21 protein-coding genes are annotated in these 20,359 nt (G+C 69.6%); 8 read left to right on the top strand and 13 right to left on the bottom strand.

Annotation, left to right across the window (positions count from 1 at the left end):
- Position 1 precedes the first annotated feature (1 nt).
- On the top strand, positions 2-1,024 hold the full coding sequence (locus tag ACWDTS_RS17410) for an alpha/beta hydrolase (protein WP_450118724.1): 1,023 nt from the start codon (positions 2-4) through the stop codon (positions 1,022-1,024).
- A 78-nt stretch (positions 1,025-1,102) separates the two neighbouring features.
- Here the strand turns inward: ACWDTS_RS17410 and dmpG are convergent, their stop codons facing one another.
- From dmpG to ACWDTS_RS17395, 3 genes are read right to left on the bottom strand one after another with little or no spacing between them, the layout of a single operon-like run.
- Positions 1,103-2,137 carry a 4-hydroxy-2-oxovalerate aldolase gene (dmpG, locus tag ACWDTS_RS17405; RefSeq protein WP_197252702.1) on the bottom strand — a complete coding sequence of 345 codons (1,035 nt, stop codon included), beginning with the start codon at positions 2,135-2,137 and terminating at the stop codon, positions 1,103-1,105.
- Entirely contained in the window at positions 2,134-3,108 is a 975-nt protein-coding gene (locus tag ACWDTS_RS17400; RefSeq protein WP_450118693.1) for an acetaldehyde dehydrogenase (acetylating), read from the bottom strand. Before ACWDTS_RS17400 ends, dmpG begins: the two co-directional genes overlap by 4 nt.
- On the bottom strand, positions 3,105-3,917 hold the full coding sequence (locus tag ACWDTS_RS17395; RefSeq protein ID WP_197252704.1) for a 2-keto-4-pentenoate hydratase: 813 nt from the start codon (positions 3,915-3,917) through the stop codon (positions 3,105-3,107). Before ACWDTS_RS17395 ends, ACWDTS_RS17400 begins: the two co-directional genes overlap by 4 nt.
- 175 nt (positions 3,918-4,092) lie before the next feature.
- Between ACWDTS_RS17395 and ACWDTS_RS17390 the strand changes: the two genes are divergently transcribed.
- Positions 4,093-4,542, top strand: a complete 450-nt coding sequence (locus ACWDTS_RS17390; protein ID WP_450108923.1) for a DoxX family protein — start codon at positions 4,093-4,095, stop codon at positions 4,540-4,542.
- A 79-nt stretch (positions 4,543-4,621) separates the two neighbouring features.
- Complete coding sequence (locus ACWDTS_RS17385; protein WP_450108924.1) at positions 4,622-5,032, top strand: hypothetical protein; 411 nt, start codon at positions 4,622-4,624, stop codon at positions 5,030-5,032.
- Positions 5,033-5,039: 7 nt separating this feature from the next.
- Here ACWDTS_RS17385 and ACWDTS_RS17380 read toward each other — a convergent pair whose 3' ends face one another.
- The 9 genes from ACWDTS_RS17380 to ACWDTS_RS17340 all read right to left on the bottom strand — a co-directional run bounded on the left by ACWDTS_RS17380 (position 5,040) and on the right by ACWDTS_RS17340 (position 14,240).
- Complete coding sequence (locus tag ACWDTS_RS17380; protein ID WP_450118723.1) at positions 5,040-6,197, bottom strand: FAD-binding oxidoreductase; 1,158 nt, start codon at positions 6,195-6,197, stop codon at positions 5,040-5,042.
- Between the two features lie 262 nt (positions 6,198-6,459).
- Positions 6,460-6,831: a hypothetical protein gene (locus ACWDTS_RS17375; RefSeq protein ID WP_248674701.1), complete on the bottom strand. Its 372-nt coding sequence runs from the start codon at positions 6,829-6,831 to the stop codon at positions 6,460-6,462.
- A 159-nt stretch (positions 6,832-6,990) separates the two neighbouring features.
- On the bottom strand, positions 6,991-7,653 hold the full coding sequence (locus ACWDTS_RS17370; protein WP_248674702.1) for an ABC transporter permease: 663 nt from the start codon (positions 7,651-7,653) through the stop codon (positions 6,991-6,993).
- Positions 7,654-7,718: 65 nt separating this feature from the next.
- Entirely contained in the window at positions 7,719-8,399 is a 681-nt protein-coding gene (locus ACWDTS_RS17365; protein ID WP_248674703.1) for an ABC transporter permease, read from the bottom strand.
- The gene (locus ACWDTS_RS17360) at positions 8,396-9,487 is read right to left on the bottom strand and encodes an ABC transporter ATP-binding protein (RefSeq protein ID WP_450118692.1); all 1,092 of its coding nucleotides are present in this window, start codon (positions 9,485-9,487) and stop codon (positions 8,396-8,398) included. The genes ACWDTS_RS17365 and ACWDTS_RS17360 overlap by 4 nt, the downstream gene beginning before the upstream one ends.
- A 9-nt stretch (positions 9,488-9,496) precedes the next feature.
- Positions 9,497-10,405, bottom strand: a complete 909-nt coding sequence (locus ACWDTS_RS17355) for an ABC transporter substrate-binding protein (protein WP_248674705.1) — start codon at positions 10,403-10,405, stop codon at positions 9,497-9,499.
- A gap of 68 nt (positions 10,406-10,473) precedes the next feature.
- Entirely contained in the window at positions 10,474-10,971 is a 498-nt protein-coding gene (locus tag ACWDTS_RS17350; protein WP_450118691.1) for a cysteine dioxygenase, read from the bottom strand.
- Between the two features lie 194 nt (positions 10,972-11,165).
- Positions 11,166-12,062 (bottom strand): amidohydrolase family protein, encoded by an 897-nt coding sequence (locus ACWDTS_RS17345; protein WP_450118690.1) that lies wholly within the window; start codon positions 12,060-12,062, stop codon positions 11,166-11,168.
- Between the two features lie 72 nt (positions 12,063-12,134).
- The gene (locus tag ACWDTS_RS17340) at positions 12,135-14,240 is read right to left on the bottom strand and encodes an ATP-binding protein (RefSeq protein WP_450118689.1); all 2,106 of its coding nucleotides are present in this window, start codon (positions 14,238-14,240) and stop codon (positions 12,135-12,137) included.
- Positions 14,241-14,491: 251 nt separating this feature from the next.
- Here ACWDTS_RS17340 and ACWDTS_RS17335 point away from each other — a divergent pair, with 251 nt between their 5' ends.
- From ACWDTS_RS17335 to pucL, 4 genes are all read left to right on the top strand, one after another.
- Positions 14,492-15,418, top strand: coding sequence for a LysR family transcriptional regulator (locus ACWDTS_RS17335; protein ID WP_420749691.1), 927 nt, complete (start codon positions 14,492-14,494; stop codon positions 15,416-15,418).
- Positions 15,419-15,560: 142 nt separating this feature from the next.
- Positions 15,561-16,070, top strand: a complete 510-nt coding sequence (uraD, locus tag ACWDTS_RS17330) for a 2-oxo-4-hydroxy-4-carboxy-5-ureidoimidazoline decarboxylase (protein WP_450118688.1) — start codon at positions 15,561-15,563, stop codon at positions 16,068-16,070.
- Complete coding sequence (uraH, locus tag ACWDTS_RS17325; RefSeq protein WP_420749693.1) at positions 16,067-16,390, top strand: hydroxyisourate hydrolase; 324 nt, start codon at positions 16,067-16,069, stop codon at positions 16,388-16,390. Before uraD ends, uraH begins: the two co-directional genes overlap by 4 nt.
- A 3-nt stretch (positions 16,391-16,393) precedes the next feature.
- The gene (gene pucL, locus ACWDTS_RS17320; RefSeq protein ID WP_420749694.1) at positions 16,394-17,302 is read left to right on the top strand and encodes a factor-independent urate hydroxylase; all 909 of its coding nucleotides are present in this window, start codon (positions 16,394-16,396) and stop codon (positions 17,300-17,302) included.
- Between the two features lie 21 nt (positions 17,303-17,323).
- Here pucL and ACWDTS_RS17315 read toward each other — a convergent pair whose 3' ends face one another.
- Positions 17,324-18,817 carry a PucR family transcriptional regulator gene (locus ACWDTS_RS17315; RefSeq protein ID WP_450118687.1) on the bottom strand — a complete coding sequence of 498 codons (1,494 nt, stop codon included), beginning with the start codon at positions 18,815-18,817 and terminating at the stop codon, positions 17,324-17,326.
- A gap of 164 nt (positions 18,818-18,981) precedes the next feature.
- On the opposite strand from ACWDTS_RS17315, the gene ACWDTS_RS17310 reads away from it, so the two are divergent.
- Complete coding sequence (locus ACWDTS_RS17310; protein ID WP_450118686.1) at positions 18,982-20,355, top strand: 8-oxoguanine deaminase; 1,374 nt, start codon at positions 18,982-18,984, stop codon at positions 20,353-20,355.
- The last annotated feature ends 4 nt before the right edge of the window (positions 20,356-20,359 follow it).

The following is a 20,359-nucleotide window of genomic DNA, read 5'->3' as shown; positions in this document are numbered from 1 at the left end:
TGTGCCCGTGATGGTGCTCGGCGGAGGAGTACTCCTCGCCGGAACGGCGACGGCACTGCCGGTCACAGGGTCGGTTGTCGAAGCTGCCGGCATCGACAGCCCGCTGACCTTCGAGGCCGACGGGACCGTCTTCCACGGCAGTCTCCGCACTCCTGACGGCGCGACCGCCGGGGCCGCGCTGCTACTGCCCGGAAGCGGCCCCACCGATCGCAACGGCAACCAGCCCGGCGCCGCGTCCGGCACGCTGACCCGCACCGCGGATGTCCTTGCCGCCCATGGCATCACCAGCTACCGATTCGACAAGATCGGTAGTGGGGAGACAGGTCTCGGGGCCTACACTCTCGAAACCGTCGGCGAGTACGGCTTCACCGAACAGGTCGATCACGCCGAGGCGGCGGCCCGCGCGCTCGCGGATCGCACCGGGATCCCCACCGACGAGATCCTCGTGGTCGGGCACAGCGAAGGTGCGCTGACGGCCCTCGCCCTCGCCGACCGCGGCATCGGCAACGGTTTCGCTCTGCTGCAGCCCCTGCCGATGCGCTACCTGGACCTGCTGACCGCGCAGATCACCGCCGTCGCCGACTCCGGACAGCTCGGTGCCGACGGTGACGCGGTCCGCGCCGGCCTCCCCCGCACCGTCGAATCGCTGCGGACCACAGGGACCGTCCCCGCCGACCAGCACCCGCTCCTGGCTCAGCTCGGCCTCAACCCGGCCAACGCCAAGTTCCTCGCCGAGGCGGACGCATTCGATCCGCCCGTACTCGCAGCGCAACTCGCCACCGGCACCCCGGTGCTGCTCACCTGCTCGGACAAGGACACGAACGTCAGCTGCGCGCAGGTCGAGCCGCTCCGGTCGGCTCTCGCGCACACCGACCTGCAGTTCGAGCACTTCGCCACCGCGAACCACGGTCTCGAGGAACTCGGCCCGCTGCCGCCCGGTCCGGCGGATCTGGTGGCGCTCCTGCCCGTCTCCGGGGAGTTCGTCGCCGCGATGGACGGATGGGCCGCCGCGCGCGGTCGCTGACCGACCCCCGACAGAAACGGGTGATCCCCGGCCGGACATCCGGCCGGGGATCACCCGTGTTTCGACGCGATCGAGCGCTCAGCTCGCGGCGCCGACCGTCTCTGCCTTGCCGGCGGCGACGATGTCGAGCGCGATGTCGACGATCATGTCCTCCTGACCGCCGACGAGCTGGCGGCGGCCGACCTCGAGCAGAATCGTGCGGACGTCCACGCCGTACTGCTTGGACGCGGCCTCGGCGTGACGCAGGAAGCTCGAGTACACACCGGCGTAGCCGAGCGTGAGCGTCTCGCGGTCCACGCGGACCGGGCGGTCCTGCAGCGGACGGACGATGTCGTCGGCGGCGTCCTGCAGCGCGAACAGGTCGGCGCCGTGCTCCCAGCCGTTGATGTTCGCGACCGCGATGAACGGTTCGATCGGGCAGTTGCCTGCTCCCGCACCGTGTCCCGCGAGGGACGCGTCCACGCGGTAGACGCCCTCCTCGACGGCGACGACCGAGTTGGCCACCGACAGCGACAGGTTCTCGTGGGCGTGGATGCCGATCTCGGTGCCCTCGTCGAGAACGTCCTTGTAGGCGCGGATGCGGTCGCGGACACCGTTCATGGTGAGCCGGCCGCCCGAGTCGGTGACGTAGACACAGTGTGCGCCATAGGATTCCATGAGCTTGGCCTGCTCCGCGAGCTTCGCCGGCTCGGCGAGGTGGCTCATCATGAGGAAGCCGGAGACGTCCATGCCCAGTTCACGCGCGGTCGCGATGTGCTGGGCGGAGACGTCGGCCTCGGTGCAGTGCGTCGCGATACGGACGGACCGGACACCCAGGTCGTAGGCCTTCCGCAGTTCGGCGATCGTGCCGACGCCCGGCAGCAGCAGGGTCGTCAGGCGCGCGTTCTCGATGTGCGCTGCCGCGGCCTCGATCCACTCCCAGTCGGTGTTGCTGCCCGGGCCGTAGTTCACCGAACCGCCGGCGAGACCGTCGCCGTGGGCGACCTCGATGGCGTCGACACCGGCCGCATCGAGGGCGGCGACGATCCGTCCGACATCCTCGGGGGAGATGCGGTGACGGATGGCGTGCATACCGTCACGGAGGGTGACGTCCTGGACGAAGATCTTGGTCATGCGGACACCTCCGAGGTGGTACGGATTGCCATGCGCTCGGCGGCGCGCAGTGCCGCCGACGTCATGATGTCGAGATTGCCTGCGTACGCGGGCAGGTAGTGGGCCGCGCCCTCGACCTCCAGGAACACCGAAACCTGGTGCGTCACAGCGGCATCGCCGACGAGGGTGTGCACCGGCCGGTCCTCGGGAACCGGGGTGATCTGCACTTCCTGCTTGAGGCGGTAGCCCGGGACGTAGGTCGCGACCTCGGCGACCATGTCCTTCACGGAGGCGCGGATGCGCTCGTGCGTCTCCTCGGACGGATCGCCGATGAGGCAGAACACGGTGTCGCGCATGATCAGCGGCGGCTCGGCCGGGTTGAGGATGATGATCGCCTTGCCGCGTCCGGCGCCGCCGACCTTCTCGATCGCGTGGGACGTGGTCTCGGTGAACTCGTCGATGTTCGCGCGCGTGCCCGGGCCGGCCGACTTCGACGAGATCGACGCGACGATCTCGGCGTACGGGACCGGGGTGACACTCGAAACCGCGGAGACGATCGGGATGGTGGCCTGGCCGCCGCACGTGACCATGTTGATGTTGTGCGCCGACAGGTGCTCGTCGAGGTTCACCGCGGGCACCACGAACGGGCCGATGGCGGCGGGGGTCAGGTCGACGAGGAGCTTGCCGAGCGGAGCGAGCTTCTCGGCGTTCGCGATGTGTGCCTTGGCGCTCGTGGCGTCGAAGACGATGTCGATCTCGTCGAAGTTGTCCATGGCGATGAGGCCGTCGACGCCCTCGTGGGTGGTGGGCACGCCGAGGCGCTTCGCGCGGGCGAGGCCGTCGGATTCGGGGTCGATGCCGACCATCGCGCCCATCTCCAGGACGTTGCTCAGGCGGATCACCTTGATCATCAGGTCGGTGCCGATGTTGCCCGAGCCGATGATGGCGACCTTGGTCTTCTTGCCGGCGGGTGCCGGAGTCGTGTCTGTCACTGTTCCTCCTTCGAGAACGTCGCGGTCACCGAGCCGAGGCCGGTGATGTCGGCGCGGACGACGTCGCCTCCGGTGAGCGGCGCCATCGGGCCGAGAGCACCGGAGAGGACGACCTGTCCGGCGCGCAGGGGTTCGCCGAACTCGCGTGCGGTGCGCGCGAGCCAGGACAGGGCGTTGAGGGGGTCGCCGAGGCATGCCGCGCCGTTGCCGGTGGACACGGTCTCGCCGTTGATCGACATGGTCATCTCGGCGGCGATGGGTTCGAACTCGTCGAGCGTGACCTGCCGGCCGCCGAGAACGTACACGCCGCTCGACGCGTTGTCGGCGACGGTGTCGGCGAACTTGATGTCCCAGTCGGCGACGCGGCTGTCGACGATCTCGAGGGCGGCGACCGCGTAGGCGACCGCGCCGCGGACCTGCTCGACGTCGAGGGGACCGTCGGCCAGATCCTCGGCGAGCACGAACGCGACCTCGGCCTCGGCCTTCGGCTGCAGCAGCCGCGAGATCGGAATGACGGTGTCCTCGTCGTAGACCATGTCGTCGAACAGCACACCGAAGTCGGGGCGGTCGACACCCAGCTGTGCCTGTACTGCGGGCGACGTCAGGCCGATCTTGCGGCCGACGATCGTCGCGCCCGCGGCGAGCTTCGCCTCGGTGAGGTGTTTCTGCACTTCGTAGGCGACCGCGATGTCGGTCGCTCCGATGAGGTCACGGATGGGTGCGCACGGCACTCCGCTGGCCGCGGCGGTGAGCAGGCGCTCCGCGGCCTCGCCGATCGCGGCGGTGTCGGTATCGATTTTCTGCGACATGTCTCTCAGCCTGAGGGGTGTACGGGCTGGGGAACAGCGCGGCGTACCGCTGAGTGGAACGGTCCGGTGAACTTGGTTGACACGTCAACTTCAGCTCCGTACCTTCTAGTTGAAGCATCAACCATCAAGGGTGTCTGCGCGAGCGCCGGCGTCCGTCCGTCTCGAAGGGTTCGCAATGAACAATCCCGCTGTCCGCAACACCGGAATCCTCCTCGCCCGCATCGCGCTGGGCGTCATCTTCCTCGCGCACGGCCTGCAGAAGGTCAACTCCTGGGGCTTCGAAGGCACCAAGGCCGGATTCGAAGCCATGGGCGCCCCGGTGCCCGCGGTGTCCGCCTTCCTCGCGACCTGGATCGAGGTCCTTGGCGGCCTCGCGCTGATCGTCGGCGTGCTCACCCCGATCGTCGGCGGCCTCCTGTTCCTCAACATGATCGGCGCGCTGTTCATCACCCACATCGGCAACGGCCTGTGGGTGTCCGACGGCGGATACGAACTGGTCCTCGCGCTCGGCGCGGGTGCGCTGCTGCTCGCGGTCGTCGGTGCCGGCAAGTTCAGCGTCGACGCACTGCTCGCCGGCAAGCTGCCCTGGCTCGCCACCGAATCGGAGCCCGCACTCACCCGATAGATCGCACGAGTTCGCTCGTCACCGTTAAGGTGATGCGACAGTTCGCAATCCGAGGTCGGGGAGAAAAGTGGGCACGAACATGCGCAGAGTTGCTCGACGTGCTGCCCGTCTCGTCGCGATCGTGGTGGGCGCCGGCCTCGTCGGCGTCGGTGGTGCGGGCATCGCTGCCGCCGACGAATGGCCGCCGGTGCCCGACGAACCCAGCGCCATCGGTCCGTACGAGACGAGCGGATTCCTCACCCCGGACAACCCCGACTTCTGGAACCCGCTCGTCGCCCGGGATCGGCTGACCTCCCCGTTCGGCACCAGCACCCGCATCGTGTGCACCGCCTTCCACGGCGTGCTGATGGACTGCTGGCAGGCCGATCGGGACGGCAACCCGCACAAGCTCGTGAGGTTGCCGTTCAACTTCCCGGCCGTCACCGGGTCGACGCTGCCGGGTGGCGGTCCCGGACACTACGTCTACCCGGGATTCATCCCCGGCATCTGAGCGGGCGTCAGGGCTGCGGGTCGTGGTGGATGCGCGCGACCGGCACGCCCGCGGCGCGCAGGCGGAACGTGGTGGCCCGCACCATCGACGGTGATCCGCAGATCTGCACGTCGTGGTCGGTCCACGTGGCGTGCTCCGCGACGACCTGTCCCACGACGCCCTCGCGCACAGCAGCGCCGGGGCCGGACGAACCGGTGTGCCAGAGCGGGGTCTCCGTGTTCTCGACGACCGGGACCACCGTGAGCCACGGGGAGATCCGGGCCAGGGACTCGAGCGTCGGCAGGTCGTAGAGGTCGTAGGGGAAACGCCCGGAGTAGAAAACGTGCGTGGGCAGGTTGTCGGTCCGTTGCGCCATCGCCATGAGTTGCGCGCGGATCGGTGCGATACCGGTGCCGGACGCGATCATCAGGCGGGGGCGGCCCGCGCGGTCGCCGTCGTCGCGAGCGCCGAGGGAGCCCAGGGGTGAACCGAGCACCCACGTTTCCCCGACCTGGGTGTGCCGGACGACGGACGGGCTGACCCAGCCGCCGGACACGCGCCGGACGTGGAACTCGATCAGCCCCGTACGGTCGGCCGGTATCGCCGGGGACAGGTACCGCCACATACGCAGCCGCCCCGGCACCTGGACACTGACGTACTGCCCGGCGGCGTAATCCATGGGCTTGTCGAGCTGCAATCGGATCACGGCGATGTCGTCGGTGACCAGGCGATGCTCGATGACGGTGCCGACCCACGCGGCCGGCCCCTCGTCGGCCTCGGCCGCCTCCGCCATCGCGGTGGTGATGAGATCGAGTGCAGTACACCATGATTCGGCGAGATCGCGCGTCCAGTTCTCGCCGTTCGCCTGTTCGACCGCGAGTGCGAGTGCCTCGGTGAGACAGGCGAATCGGGAGGGGTCGAGACCGTGCTTGCGGTGCTCGCGCCCGAGCTGCCGGACGAGCGGCAGGACCGATTCCGGCCGGTCCAGCCCGTCGACGATGTGTGCCAGGCCGCGCACGATCCGATCACGCTGACCGGCCATCGTCGCGGGAAAGAACTCGCGTGTCTCGGGATGGCGCGCGAAGAGGATCGAGTAGAACGAGTTGGACAGGGCGTGTGTTCGGTCGGGGCTGTCGGTCAGCGACTCGAAGTTGGTCCGGATCAGCGAGCACTGCCTCGAATCCACTGCGTTCGTCACCTCCGTCGCGTGTCCTCTCCCGATCGGTACGGGGGGACGACCGGGATTCGACTCTAGGCGTCACGCGTGATGCGGCGACGGCCTCCGGCTTTCGGAAACGGCTCGGCTGCAACCTGTTCCAGGACCATGGATACAGGTCCGAGGTCCCGGGCCGTTGGGGCCTCCCGGCCATCGTTCGACGTAGGCACCACCGACGTCGACGCCTCCCGATCGTGACGAACGTCTCGCGCGTGGTCCGCGCCGCGGCGGGTCACGCGGCGGCCACCGAACACCAGTCGACGGTGACCGACCGCGCGCCGGAAAAACACAGCAGGCACCGCAACGGCCCGTCGCAGCACAGCTGCCGGTCCAGTTCGCGCTGCTCGGCGGCCTCGTCGAGGTCGCCGGTGCCGACGAGGATCTCCGCGGGCAGTCCGCTGCGCCCACCTTCCAGCAGCAGGCGTTCCTCGCCGACCGCGCGGACCGGCACGTCCTCGCCGCCCTCCACGTCCCCGACCATCAGGGCCACGTAGTCGTGATCCTCTTCGGCGTCGTGGTACGCGACCAGACGTCCCCGCACCGTCTCCGTGACCACCCGCCGGTCCATCGTCAGCCCCGACTGCGACGCGGGGTCCGTGACCACCGCCGTCAGTGTCCGCGGAAGCATCACCCGTCGCGATGTCCAACTGAAGTACGTCCCGCGCCCGGTGTTCATGGCGCTCGCCTCCTGTGTCGAACCATCAGGTGTCGAACCATCTCTTCGAACACCAGTGTGAACCGGGGGTACGACACGTTTGCCGGCTCAGCGCAGGCCCGGGGACACCAGCAGCCGCCGCAGCCCCGCGAAGATCGCAAGTACCACGAGCGAGCACACCGCGGCCAGCGCCGCCCCACCCACGACGAGCGTGTAGTCGTTGCGGGCGAGCCCGTCGACGATCGGGCGGCCCACCCCGCCGAAGCTGACGGCCGCGGCGATGGTCGCGGTCGCGACGATCTGCACCGCCGCGGTCCGCGTTCCCACCAGGATCAGCGGCAGTGCGACGGGCAGCTGCGCCCCGAACAGCACCTGCCGTCGCGTCATCCCCATCCCGCGCGCGGCGTCGGTGAGGGCGGGATCGACACCGCGGATCCCCTCGTACGTGTTGAGCAGGATCGGCGGGATCGCGAGCGCGAGCAGCGGGATCAGCACCGGCACCAGACCGATCCCGGACAGCACGACGAGCAGCACGAGCAGACCGTAGGTGGGCAGGGCGCGCGCCGAGTTCGCGATCAGCGTGACCACGGCACCGCCCCGGCCGGTGTGTCCCGTCCACAGGCCGAGGGGGAACGCGATCCCGAACGCGAGACCCAGCGCGAGCAGCGTGTACCCGAAGTGCTCGCGCAGCCGGGTCGGGATGCCGCCCGGTCCGGTCCAGTTCGCGGACGTGCCGAAGTACTCGCCCAGGTAGTGCAGCAGTGTGTTCATGGCGCACCGCTCCGTGTATTCATGGCGCACCGCTCCGTGTGTTCATGGCGCACCGCTCCGTGTGTTCATCGGGCACTCCTGCGCGTCCGCCCCCGTGTCCGTGTTCGCCCCTGCGTCCGTGTTCGCCGCAACCACGGCGTCGCGAGCCACTGCACCCCCAGCAGCGCGGCGTCCACGACGAGCGCCATGACCACGGTGACCACGATGCCGGTGATCGCCAGACCCAGCCGGTCGAGCTGGACCGCGGCCGTGAACAGCGACCCGAACGCCCCCATCCCGATGAGCGCGCCGACGCTGACCATGCTGATGTTCGCGACCGTCGCGACCCGCAGGCCCGCCAGCACCGTGGGCAACGCGATCGGCAGATCCACCGTCAGCAGCCGGCGGGTCTCCGAGTAGCCCATCGCGGTGGCCGACTGGCGCACGCTCTCGGGCACCGCCCGCAGACCGTCGACCACGTTGGGGATCAGCACGGCGAGCGTGTAGACGGCGAGGGGGATCACCACGGTCGTGCGGCTGATCCCGGTGAACGCGATGAGCAGCACGAAGAACGCAAGGGACGGAATCGAATACAGCACGCTCGCGCCCGCCAGCACTGGGGGATACCACCGCGGACGGCGCACACACAGCAACCCCAGCGGCAGCGCGACGACCAGCCCCAGCAGCGACGCCCCCAGCGCCATCGCCAGGTGGTCGACGAGCAGTTCCGTGAAACTGCCCAGATACGACGGTATTCCGAGGTTCACGCGTCGGTCCGTTCGGTGACGTCGACGGAGCGGGCGGCATGGTGCGCGCGGATCGTCGCGGCCAGTTCCTCCTGGCTGATCACCCCGAGCACTCGGCCGTCCGAATCGACGGCCACGGCGTGCCCGGAGGGCGACAGCACCGCCGCGTCCAGCGCGACCCGCACCGAATCCCGGCCGGGGACGAATCCGCGGCCCGCGGGGACCGGTCCACCGGTGGCGTCGCGCCAGCCGACCGGACGCCGGTCGTCGTCGACGACCAGCAGCCACTGTTCGCCGCCGGGGATGCGGTCGTCTCCGGCGGTGACGACCGGGTCGGTGCGCAGCGGCAGGTCGTCGGACGGGAAGAACGACAGCAGCCGGACGCCGCGGTCCGTGCCGAGGAAGTCGGCGACGAAGTCGTCGGCCGGTGCGGTCAGCAGATCCTCCGGCGGTCCGTAGTGCGCGAGGGTCCCGCCCGGCCGCATCACCGCGACCCGGTCGCCGAGGGTGATCGCCTCGTCGATGTCGTGGGTTACGAGCACGATCGTCTTGGCGAGTACCGACTGCAGGCGCAACAGTTCCTGCTGAAGTTCCTTGCGCACCACCGGGTCGACGGCCGAGAACGGCTCGTCCATCAGCAGCACCGGGGGATCGGCGGCGAGCGCACGGGCCACGCCGACGCGCTGCTGCTGGCCGCCGGACAGCTGGGCCGGATGGCGCCGCGCGAACTCGGCTCCGAGCCCGACCCGTTCGAGCACCTCGAGGGCGGTCGCCCGGGCCTGCCTGCGGGTCGCCCCGAGCAGCCGCGGCACCGTCGCCACGTTGTCGACGACGGTGCGGTGCGGGAACAGGCCGGCGTGCTGGATGACGTATCCGATGCCGCGCCGCAGCGTCTGCGGGTCCTGTTCGCGAACGTCCTTGCCGTCGAGCAGCACCCGCCCGGCGGTCGGATCGACCATCCGGTTGATCATGCGCAGCGACGTCGTCTTCCCGCAGCCGGACGGTCCGACGAGGACCGTGAGGGTGCCGGTCGGCACCTCCAGGCTCAGTCCGTCGACCGCGACCGTGCCGTCCGGATAGCGCTTCTCGACGTTGTCGAACGTGATCACCGTCGTGTCCTACCCGATGCCGGCGGACTGCAACCATTCCGCGGCGACCACGTCGATGTCGCCGCCCTCGGTCACGACCTGCCCGACCAGGACGATCAGATCCTCGGTGCTCAACTGCGCGGACACCTTGTTCAGGGTCTCGACGGCCTCGTCGGACAGGTCGGCGCGGTGCACGAGCGGAGTGACGTTCTGTGCTCCGAACAGGGTCTGCGGATCATCGAGCGCGACAAACGGTTTCGTCGACAGCGACGGATCCGTGGTGTAGATGTTCGCGGCCTGGACGGTGCCGTCCTCGAGCGCGGCGATCGTGATCGGCCCGCCGGTGTCGGTGGGGACGAACTGCCGGAACTCGACGCCGTACACGTCCTTCAGCCCGACCAGACCCTGCTGCCGCGTCTCGAATTCCGGGGCCGCGCCGATCGCGAGTTCGCCGGCGACCGGTGCCAGATCGGCGATGCTCTCCAGGTTGTAGCGGTCCGCCGTCTCCCGCGTGACGACCACCGCGTCCTTGTTCTCGGCGCTCGCCGAGTCCAGGATCTCCACGCCGTCCGGAAGGGACTCGCGCAGTGCGGCATTCACGTCGTCGGTGGTGGTCGCGGTGCTGTCCGGGTTCACGCGGGCGAGCAGCGCACCGTTGTACTCGGGCAGCACGGTGATACCGCCGGAAACGACCTGGTCGTAGTAGATCTCGCGGCTTCCGATGTTGAACCGGCGCGTGACGTCGGCGCCGGTGCTCTCGAGGGCCTGCGCGTAGATCTCGGCGAGCAGGACGTTCTCGGGGAAGTTGGCGGATCCGACGACGACGCTGCCGTTCCCGTCTCCGGATGCCAGCGGATCGTCGGTGTCCCCGCCGGAACACGCGGTGAGGACCACGGCTGCGGCGGCCACGGCGGCGAACGTACGCACGAGACTCTTCATCGAGGGATCTCCAATGCAGTCGGCGACCGACCGACTCTAACCCGACACCCCGACTCGTGCCGGATTTGTCACCAATCGGCCCCGGCGCGTTCGGAACTCGTCAGATGCAGGATCCCGTCCTCGATCCGGTAGCGGTGCATGCTGCTCAGGGCCGGGGCATAGACGTGCACGGACACGGCGGGACGGTCGCCGGCGTTGACGATCTCGTGGACGTGATGACTGTCGAACTCGCGGGCCTGCCCCGCGTCGTACTCCGCGGTGGACAGGGTCGGCTCCAACCCCTCGAGCAGGCCGTCGCGCGGATTTTCGACGACGATCTCGCGCAGCGAGCCGTCCGCGACCGCGAACACTCCGGCGCTACCGCCGTGGTCGTGGACGCCGGTTCGCTGCCCGGGCAGCCAGCTGAGCAACCACACCTCGTACTCGTCGGTGAACGTGAGCCGCGTGTACCAGCGTTCCTGCGTGTCGTACCGGACGATCGGCAGCCACCGGTCCGGGTCGTCGGCGATGGAGCGGGCGACGGCGGCGAGATCGACGGACGTGCGGGAGAGAACGGAGGTAGGCATCGTGGTTCCTCGAAGAACTGCGGGCGCGTTCGCACCCGAAAGGCAGGCAGGGTTGCTGGGTCAGTCGTGACAACAACAGCAACAACAGCCACAGGAACCACCGGCGACGTGGACGAGGTCCACATGATGCCCGCGAAGTCGCGGGGTCGCCGAAGGATGCATGCCGACCATGTCATCTGTGATCGTTCGCTTTGTCAAGGGTTTTGTGTGAGGGATCTCGGCCACAGCAGCCTCGCAGGATTGTCGATCCGCAGCCGCCGGTCCCCGGCGCCGACGCTCAACGGCGGCGCGTAGGGGCGGTCCGAGCCGAGCACGATCCGGTCGGCACCGAGCTGCGCGGCCACCGCGTCGACGGTCCCGGACCCGTACGACGACGTCTCCACGAACACGCCGGCCCCCGGGTGTCCGTCCGGCCCGCCACGCGCGGCGATCCGGTCGGTGTGCAACGGCGCGAGCCCGGCGAGCATCGCGAACACCACCCGCAGCCGCGGGTACCGGGGCGCGCCGTACTCGTGCCACGCGAACCAGGCCGCGTGCATCTGCCCGACGTACCCGACGATCGCGGCCCACCACGCAGGCCCGCCCGGGGCGACCGGGCCCGGGTGCACGAACAGCGGCTTGTCCTGCCGTTCGAGTTCGGCCAGCAGCGGGCCGCACCGGTCGTACCCGGCCTCGTCGGCGATCGCATTCGCGGGAAGTTGCAGACCCACACACCCGGCGCCGAGGACGTCACGCAGCGTCGTCGGGTCGGGGTCGTCGAGTCCGGCTGCCGCCCATGCCCCGAACGGGCGGGGCAGCGCCAGCACCCCTTCGTGATAGGCGTCGAGCAGCGGGCGGGCCTGATCCGCGGGCAGCGACTCGATACCGAGCGGACTCGACAACGACACCAGCGCAAGATCGATTCCGTCGGCGGCGGCGAGTTCGGCACGCGCCGAGACGGAATGGTCGCCGAGCTGCACCCGGTAGGGCGGCTCCCCGACGGTGTGCAGGGTCCAGCCGTCGAGCCGCGGCGCGGCCTCACGGGCCCGCAGGGCGGCCAGGAACGGTTCCGGCCACACGTGCTGGTGGACATCGATCCGCGGGGCGCTCATGGCTCCACGGTCGCAGACGTGTCAACGAGACGGTGTCACCGAGGCCTGCGAGGCAGTGTCACCGAGGCAGTGTCACCGCGGCGGTGTCCACGGCTGGGTGTCGGGACCTTGCGCCTGCCACGGCTCCGCCGGCCACTGGTCGGACGGAGCGCGGTACTGCGCACCGGTTGCCGCACCGACGGTCTGCCACTGCTGCGTGGTCGCCGACGAATCCACGTCCGGCGCCTGCATCACCCCCTGGTAAGGCTCGACAGCACCGGCGTAGGACTCGGGGTCGTAGCCCTCGCCCGGCAGCCTCCGCGGCTCGACGTGATAGGGGTCGACGAAATGGCTTGTGCCGCTGAGGATCTTCGTCGGCAGGTACACGCTGGCCGTGATGCCACCGTTCGTTGCCGAATCGAAGGTCGGGCGCAGCCGGACGGTGATGCCGTGGCGCTCGGCGAGCCGGCCCACCACGAACAGACCCATGCGCCGGGTCGCGCCGGTGGCGTGCTCACTGCTGGAGGCGAGTCGTGCGTTGATCTCCGCGAGGTCGTCCGGCGGAATCCCGATGCCCTGGTCGGCGATCTCGAGCAGCATCCCGCCGTCGACGGCGCCGGAGAACGCGAACCTGACCGTGCTGTTCGGCGGGGAGGCGCGCAGCGCGTTGTCGAGCAGCTCGGCGACGAGATGGACGACGTCGGCGACGGCGCTGCCGACGAGATTCCCGGCCGACACCGACCCGATGTGCACGCGCTCGTAGTTCTCGACCTGGGAGGCGGCGCCGCGCAGCACATCGCCGAGCGGGGTGTCGGGCATGCGCCCGAGACGCTGCCGGGTTCCGGCGAGCACGAGCAGGGAATCACCCGTGCGCCGCATGCGTGCGGCGAGGTGGTCCAGGGTGAACAGGCTGTGCAACCGATTCGGGTCCTTCTCCTCGAACTCGAGAGACTCGATCAGCGAAAGCTGTTGTTCGACGAGCGTCTTGTTGCGGCGAGCGAGAGTTTCGAGCATCTCGTTGACCTGCCGCCGCAGCTGCGCCTGCTCGCCGGCGAGGCGCAGGGCCTCGGACTTCATGGAGTCGACGGCGCGGGCCACCTGACCGACCTCTTCGCGGGTGTGCACCCCGACGGGCGGCAGGTCGACGGTCTCGATGTCGGCTCCGTCGCGGATGCCGGCGATCGCTTCGGGGAGATCGTGTTCGGCAGCGCGGAGCGTGTCGTCGCGCAGACGCCGCAGCGGCCGGACCAGTGAGATCGACATGGCGATGGCGAGGACGACAGCGAGGACGAGCACCGTCCCGACGGCGATGCCGTCACGCCACGATTCGGTGCGGGTGCTCGACGCGAGCTCGTCGAGCGTGGTGACGATCTTCTGGGCGGAGGAGTCGACGAACTCGTTGTACGACATCAGTGCACCGAACAGGGAGTTGCGCAGCGCGCCGACATCGGCGGTCTCGTCGTCGAGGTTCGCGGTGAGTGCACGCCGGTTCTCGACCTCGGCGATCAGCGCGTCGACGGGTGCGCGGTCGGGAACCGTGTCGGCGAGCACCCGCAGCTGGGCGAGCTCCGTGCCCATCGCGTTGTTCCACATGAGCAGCGCCGAGCCGGGTTCGTCACGCATCGACGAGAACGCCACGACCTGATCGAGCAGCACCCACTGGATCGTCCAGCTGTCGAGGAGGATGTCGCCTTCGGTCAGCACCGTGGGGTTCGCCGACGAGTTGATGATCGTGCGGTACGCGTGGGTCATTCGGGAGACGAATTCACGGACGCGTTCACTCGCCTCGAGCGGAGCCATCTGCCGCGACATTGCGCTGCCCAGCAGCTGTTTACCGTCTTCGAGGACCCGCGCCAGCGGTGCCGCGATCGCGGGATCGAGGTCGCCGCTGCGCAGCAACTCGATGATCGCGTCGTCGGCCTCGTCGGCGATCTGTGCGCCGTTCTCCGGTGGCAGGCCCAGGATCGTCGCGGCCCCGGCACCCGCGATGGCGGTGCCGTACTCGGTCAGGGCGGGGAGGACGGCCACCTGCTCGGACTGCGTCGAGTAGTGCGAGGACTCCTCCACCAGCCGGTTGACGCGGGACGCGCCGAACAGGCTTGCCGCGATCACCGGCAGGCACAGCACCACCGTAACTTTGCGCCACAGGCGCCAGTTCTGCGGTGAATAGGACGGGAACGGTCGCGATGCGCGGCTCATGGAAGGACCGTTCCTTTCGAGCTTCTGGCACCGCCGAGCCGGCCGAATCGGCGGTATACACGAAAATGGCGATGTCGAAACAGTTTTCGGGGGGATTCAGGCTGTCAGAGTAGGAACGGTGCAGGCCGTGCACAAGGTCGCGGGCACATTCGAATAGCACCTATATTGCTGGGCATATGAGTTCGAGTCGGATCGGACCGAGTGCGGGTTAGGATCCGGTGGAATTTCACAGTGGGGCGTGCGGGGGAGGCATGGTGGATTTGCGGCGGGTCGATCTCAACTTGCTCGTTGTACTCGACGCGTTGCTCGCCGAGTGCAACGTGACCCGGGCCGCGCAGCGACTGCACATGTCCCAACCGGCTACGAGCACCGCCTTGGCGCGGCTGCGCAAGCAACTCGAAGACCCGATCCTCGTCAAGGACGGTCGCTCCCTGCGCCCGACGCCGCGCGCGCTGGCGTTGGTCGAGCCGCTGCGCAGTGTGCTGGCCACCGTCGAACGCTCGATTCTCAGCCCCCCGGACTTCGACCCGGCCCGCGACTCGCGTGTGTTCACCGTGCTGGCAGGGGATTACGCCGAAGTCGCGTTGCTCCGCGTCCTGATGAGGTCGGACCGGTATCGAACGACCGCGGTGCAGTTCGACCTGCGGCCGGTCACCGGACGGAGCCTCGCCGCATTCCACCGGCACGACGTGGACCTGGCCATCCTGCCCGACCATCTGCTCGAACAACCGCAGTTCGACCGCTGCGGCCGCGCACTCGTCCTCACCGACCGGTTCGTCGGCGCGGTGTGGACCGGGCATCCGCACCGGGGAACCGAGCTCACCCCGGAAGTGCTGGCCCGCTACCCGATGTTGTCGTATGCCGCCCACGACGGCAGTAGTCAGATCGACCGGTCGCTCGCGCGCGTCGGTGTGTACGCCCGGGTGGGCGCGACTACCGCGAACGTCGCGGTGATGCCGTACGCCCTGGAGGAAACCCACCTGGTCACCCTGATCCCGGAGCGGTTGGCGTCCCGCCTCGTCGGCAGCGCGGACATCCGGATCCTCGAACCGACGTTTCCGCTGGCCGAGGTGCGGCAGTACGCGGTGTGGCACGAGGTGCACGAGTCCGACCCCGCGCACACCTGGCTGCGCGGGCAGATCATGGAGATGTCCGCTCGCGTGGCCCGCGTCGGCTGATCCGCTCCGGTCCTGCTCGATCCTCGCTGTGTTGGTCGATCCTCCAAAGCGTGGCGCGCGCAGCCGATGAACGTTGTCGCGATGTTCCCGGCGCCGCGAGCGCCGATCCGTCAAGGTGGAGACGGAACAGATCGGAGGAATCGTGGACTGTGCGACATTCGATGCGCTGCCCGACGCCGACGCCGTCGCGCTGTTGCAGACCTGCTGCAGCAGTCCGGCGTGGGCACGCCGGGTGGCCGCCGCCCGTCCGTTCGGCAATCGAGACGCTCTGTTGCGGAACGCAACTGAAATGTCGCTGGCGCTGAGCGACGACGAACTCGGCGATGCCCTCGCCGAGCATCCGCGGATCGGGGAGCGCAGCGAAAGCGCGGCGTCACAGCGGGAGCAGTCGTCGGTGGCGACCGCGACAGACGAGGTGCGCGCGGCGCTCGCCGCCGGAAACCGCGCCTACGAGGAGAAGTTCGGGCACGTGTATCTCGTACGGGCAGCCGGCCGTTCGGCCGATGAGCTGCTCGAGATCCTGAACCGGCGGCTCGCCAACGACGCCGCGACCGAACGCGGTGAGGTCCGCGCCGCGCTCGCCGACATCAACCGCCTCCGGCTGGAACTGCTGATCGACGATACAGTCGCTGTCACAGGAGGTACCGAGTGAACACTGTGAGCACGCACATCCTCGACGCCACCGCCGGCGCCCCCGCAACCGGTGTGGCGGTGACCCTCTCGGTCGACGGCACCCCCCTCGCGTCCGGGGTCACCGACGCCGACGGCCGCATCGGATCGTTCGGCGACGAACCGCTCGAGCCCGGTACCTACACGCTGACGTTCGCCACCGGCGAGTACTTCGACGCGCGCGGTGTCGAGTCGTTCTATCCGGAGGTGGTCGTGACCTTCCGCGTTCCGGACGGCGACAGGCACTTCCACGTTCCGTTGCTGCTGTCGCCGTACGCGTACTCCACCTATCGAGGGAGCTGACCCATGGACCCGCTCACCGGCCGGATCGTCCTCGGTTCCAATCGCTACGGCAAGGCCGAGAACCGGGTCGTACGCATCTTTCGCGACACCGTCCGGCACGAGATCCGCGACCTGAACGTCACGTCGAGTCTGCGCGGAGACTTCGATGCGGCTCATGTGACGGGCGACCAGCACAACGTCCTGCCCACCGACAGTCAGAAGCAGACGATCTTCGCCTACGCCGCGACGCACTCGAACGGGTCCGTGGAGGACTACGGGCTCGCGCTGGCCCGGCACTTCGTCGACGACATCGGCCCGGTGTCCTCCGCGCGCATCGAGATCGAGGACTTCCCGTGGGAGCGGGTGGGCGATCACCCGCACACGTGGACCCGGAAGGGTTCGGAGGTGCGCACCGCCGCGATCACCGTCAGCGGTTCCGGTGACACCCGCCGGGAATGGGTCGTCGCGGGGCTGAAGGATCTGGTGGTCCTCAAATCCACCGGTTCCGGGTTCGCCGGTTTCCTCGAAGATTCGTTCACGGTGCTCGAACCCACCGACGACCGGGTTCTCGCGACCAGCCTCGTCGTGCGGTGGCGATACGCGGACCTCGCCGTCGACTGGGACCGCACCTACGCGGGAGTGCGCGCGGTGATGCTCGACCGGTTCGCGAACCTGCAGTCGAAAGCCCTGCAGCAGACGCTGTTCGAGATGGGCCGCGCGGTGCTCGAGGCGTTCCCCTATCTCGCGGAGATCCGTCTGCAGGCACCGAACAAGCACCACTTCCTGTACGACCTCGACCGCTTCGGCATCGCGAACCGCGGCGAGGTGTTCCACGCCGACGACCGCCCCTACGGACTCATGCACGTGACCGTGCAGCGCGAGGACGCCCCCGACGCCGGCAGCGCCTGGGACGAGTACACCGGACGTGCGTGAATCCTCGGCCGGGACAGTCGGTCAGGCCAGAGCCCGCACCGCCAGGAACACGTCGAGACGGTCGCCGATGTGCGCGAGATTGCGCCCGGTGAGCGCCTCGACCCGCCCGATCCGGTAGCGCACGGTGTTGGGATGCAGGTGCAGCCGATCGGCGGTGCGCCGCCAGGAGCCGTCGCAGTCCAGGAACGCCTCCAGCGTCGTCATCAGGCCGGCCCGGGTCCGCCGGTCGTAGTCGAGGACCTGCCCCAGGGTGCGATCGACGAAGGCGCGGCGCACCCGGTCCGGCACCGCGGACAGCAGGCCCACCGCCGAATCCAGGTCCGCGGCGCGCACCGACACCGGTCCCGTGTCCCCACGGGCGATGGCCGCGGCCGACTCGGCCGAGCGGATGCCGCCGTCGATCGACTCTCCGGCACACGTGCCGGAGACCCCCACCGCGATCCGGGCACCGGCCAGGACCGGGGCGAGACGCCCGAGCCGGCGCTGCAGCACGGCGACGACGTCGGATTCGTTGCCCGCCACCACCGCGACCGTGCGCCCGGCTGCGTCGATACCGGTCACACACGACGGCAACGCGTCGCTCACCACCGCGCGCAGGGCGACGTGCTGCTCGGGCGTCGCGGCGGGTGTCCGCTCGACGACGACCGCGACGAGCGGTGTGCCCGCCGGGTGGGCCGCACCCGCGGTGTCCGCGACGCCTCGCGCGTCGGCCGTGTCCCACGCCGCGCGCAGCCGGTCCTCGCGCCGCACACGCTCGAGCGCGGCGACGGTGGCGAGTTCGGTGAACGCGTCGAGGCAGTCCTCGCTGCGTGCGGCGGCCGGTCCGAGCACGAGGAACCAGGCGGTCGTGCGGTCGCGCAACGCCGAGCCGACCGGCAGCACCGTGTAGCCGTCCGGGGTCTCGGCGGGGAAACGCGGCGCGGTCAGCGCGACATCGCAGCACGCGTCGATTACGGATTCCCCGAGCTCGTCTGGGCCGGCGACGAGCGTGCCGGTAGCACTGAACACCCATGCCGGAACGTCGAATTCGCGACACACCCGGGCGAGCAGCTCGCCGAGCGCGTGCCCGTCGGCGAACGCGGCGAGCAACCTGCGCTGGCGGGCCAGGCCGGTCTGCAGCCGGTCCATGCGCGCGCTGGACCACTGCCGGGTGAGGTGTTCGAGGACGGTGCTGAACGGCACGTCGTCGGGCACCGCGAGCAGCGGCAGCCCGTGCCGGGCGCAGGCGTCGACGACATCCGCGGGCACCTCGCCGAGCAGGGCCTCGCCGGCGGCGACGGCCGCGACCCCGGCGCGCGCGAGGTGTGCGACGAACACCTCCGAGTCCTCCGGCGCGCGGCGCCACACCAGACCCGTGAACACCAGTGATCCGGCGCTGACGTAGCGGGTCGGGTCGGGCATGTCGGTGGTGCACGCGCGGTGCACCGGACGGGCGAGCGCGGCCCCGCCGCCGTGGAGCAGCCGGATGCCGAGTCCGGGTGTGTCGAGGACGTCCTGCAGCAGCACGATCGTCACCCCTTCCGGGCGAGATCCGGCGGGGCACCGCCACCGGATCCACGGGTTTGGACGATCGCACAATAGGAAACCGCCGTTTCGATTCGGTTTCGTCGATGGTGCCCGGGATATTGCGACGAATCGGGAGTTCACTGGAACTGTTCACGAGGTGAGGAGCAGCGCCCATGGATCCGCAACAGCCGACGGCACCGATCGTGATCCGTGATGCCTACCTGGTCACGATGGATTCCGCCCGCACCGAGCACCCGCGCGGATATGTCGTCGTGGAAGGCAACCGCATCACCGGGATCGGTGCGGGTGAACCGGCCGGATACGACCGCGCCACGATCGTCGATGGCAGCGGGTGCGTGCTGACGCCCGGCCTCGTCAACACCCACCACCACCTGTACCAGTGGATCACCCGCGGGCTCGCCGTGGACCACACCCTGTTCGAATGGCTCACCACGCTCTATCCGGTGTGGGCGGGGATCGACGCCGACGCCGTCCACGTCGCCGCGAAGGGCGCGCTCGCGCATCTGGCGAAGACCGGGTGCACCACCAGCACCGACCACCACTACGTCGTGCCGCGCGACGGCGGTGACGTGTTCGGTGCGGAGATCGCTGCGGCCGCCGAGGTGGGCATCCGCTTCCATCCGTGCCGTGGCTCGATGGACCTGGGCACCAGCGCCGGCGGGCTGCCGCCGGATCACATCGTCGAGGATCTCGATGCGATCCTCGAGGGCAGCCGGAGCGCCGTCGAGCAGTGGCACGATCCGTCGTTCGATTCGATGCTGCGGATCGCGCTGGCGCCGTGTTCACCGTTCTCCGTCACCACCGAGCTGCTGCGGCAGTCCGCGGTGCTCGCTCGCGACCTGGGGGTGCGGCTCCACACGCACCTCGCCGAGACCCTCGACGAGCAGGACTTCTGCCTCGAGCGATTCGGATGCAATCCCGTGCAGTACATGGAGTCGCTCGGCTGGACCGGCCCGGACGTCTGGTACGCGCACGCGGTGCACCTCGACGACCGCGACATCGGGGTGCTCGCCGCGTCCGGCACCGGCGCCGCACACTGCCCGACGTCGAACGGCCGGCTCGGCGCGGGCATCGCGCGTGCCGCCGACCTGTATGCCGCCGGGGTCCCGCTCGGTCTCGGTGTCGACGGGGCCGCGAGCAACGAATCGTGCTGCATGCTCGAGGAAGCCCACCACGCGGCGCTGTTCGCTCGGGCCCGCAGCGGTCCCCGCGCGATGACGGTGCGCCAGAGCCTCGAACTCGCCACGATCGGCGGCGCCCGGGTGCTGGGTCGCGAGGACGAGATCGGGTCCCTCGAGGTCGGCAAGCTCGCCGATCTCGCACTGTGGCGGATCGACACCCTCGCCCATTCCGGGATCACCGATCCGGTCGCGGCGATTGTGCTGGGTTCGCAGCCGCCGCTCGAACTGCTGCTCGTCAACGGCCGTGAAGTGGTGCGCCGCGACGAGGTTCTCACCGTGGACGAGGACGTCGTCGCGGGCGAGGTCGCCGCCGCTCACCGGGCGCTGGTCGCGAAGGCGGGGTGAGCAC

It is taken from the genome of Rhodococcus sp. NPDC003383, from assembly GCF_053589115.1.
The sequence above is the reverse complement of the archived record's forward strand: the minus strand, read 5'-3'. Positions and strand labels throughout refer to the sequence as shown.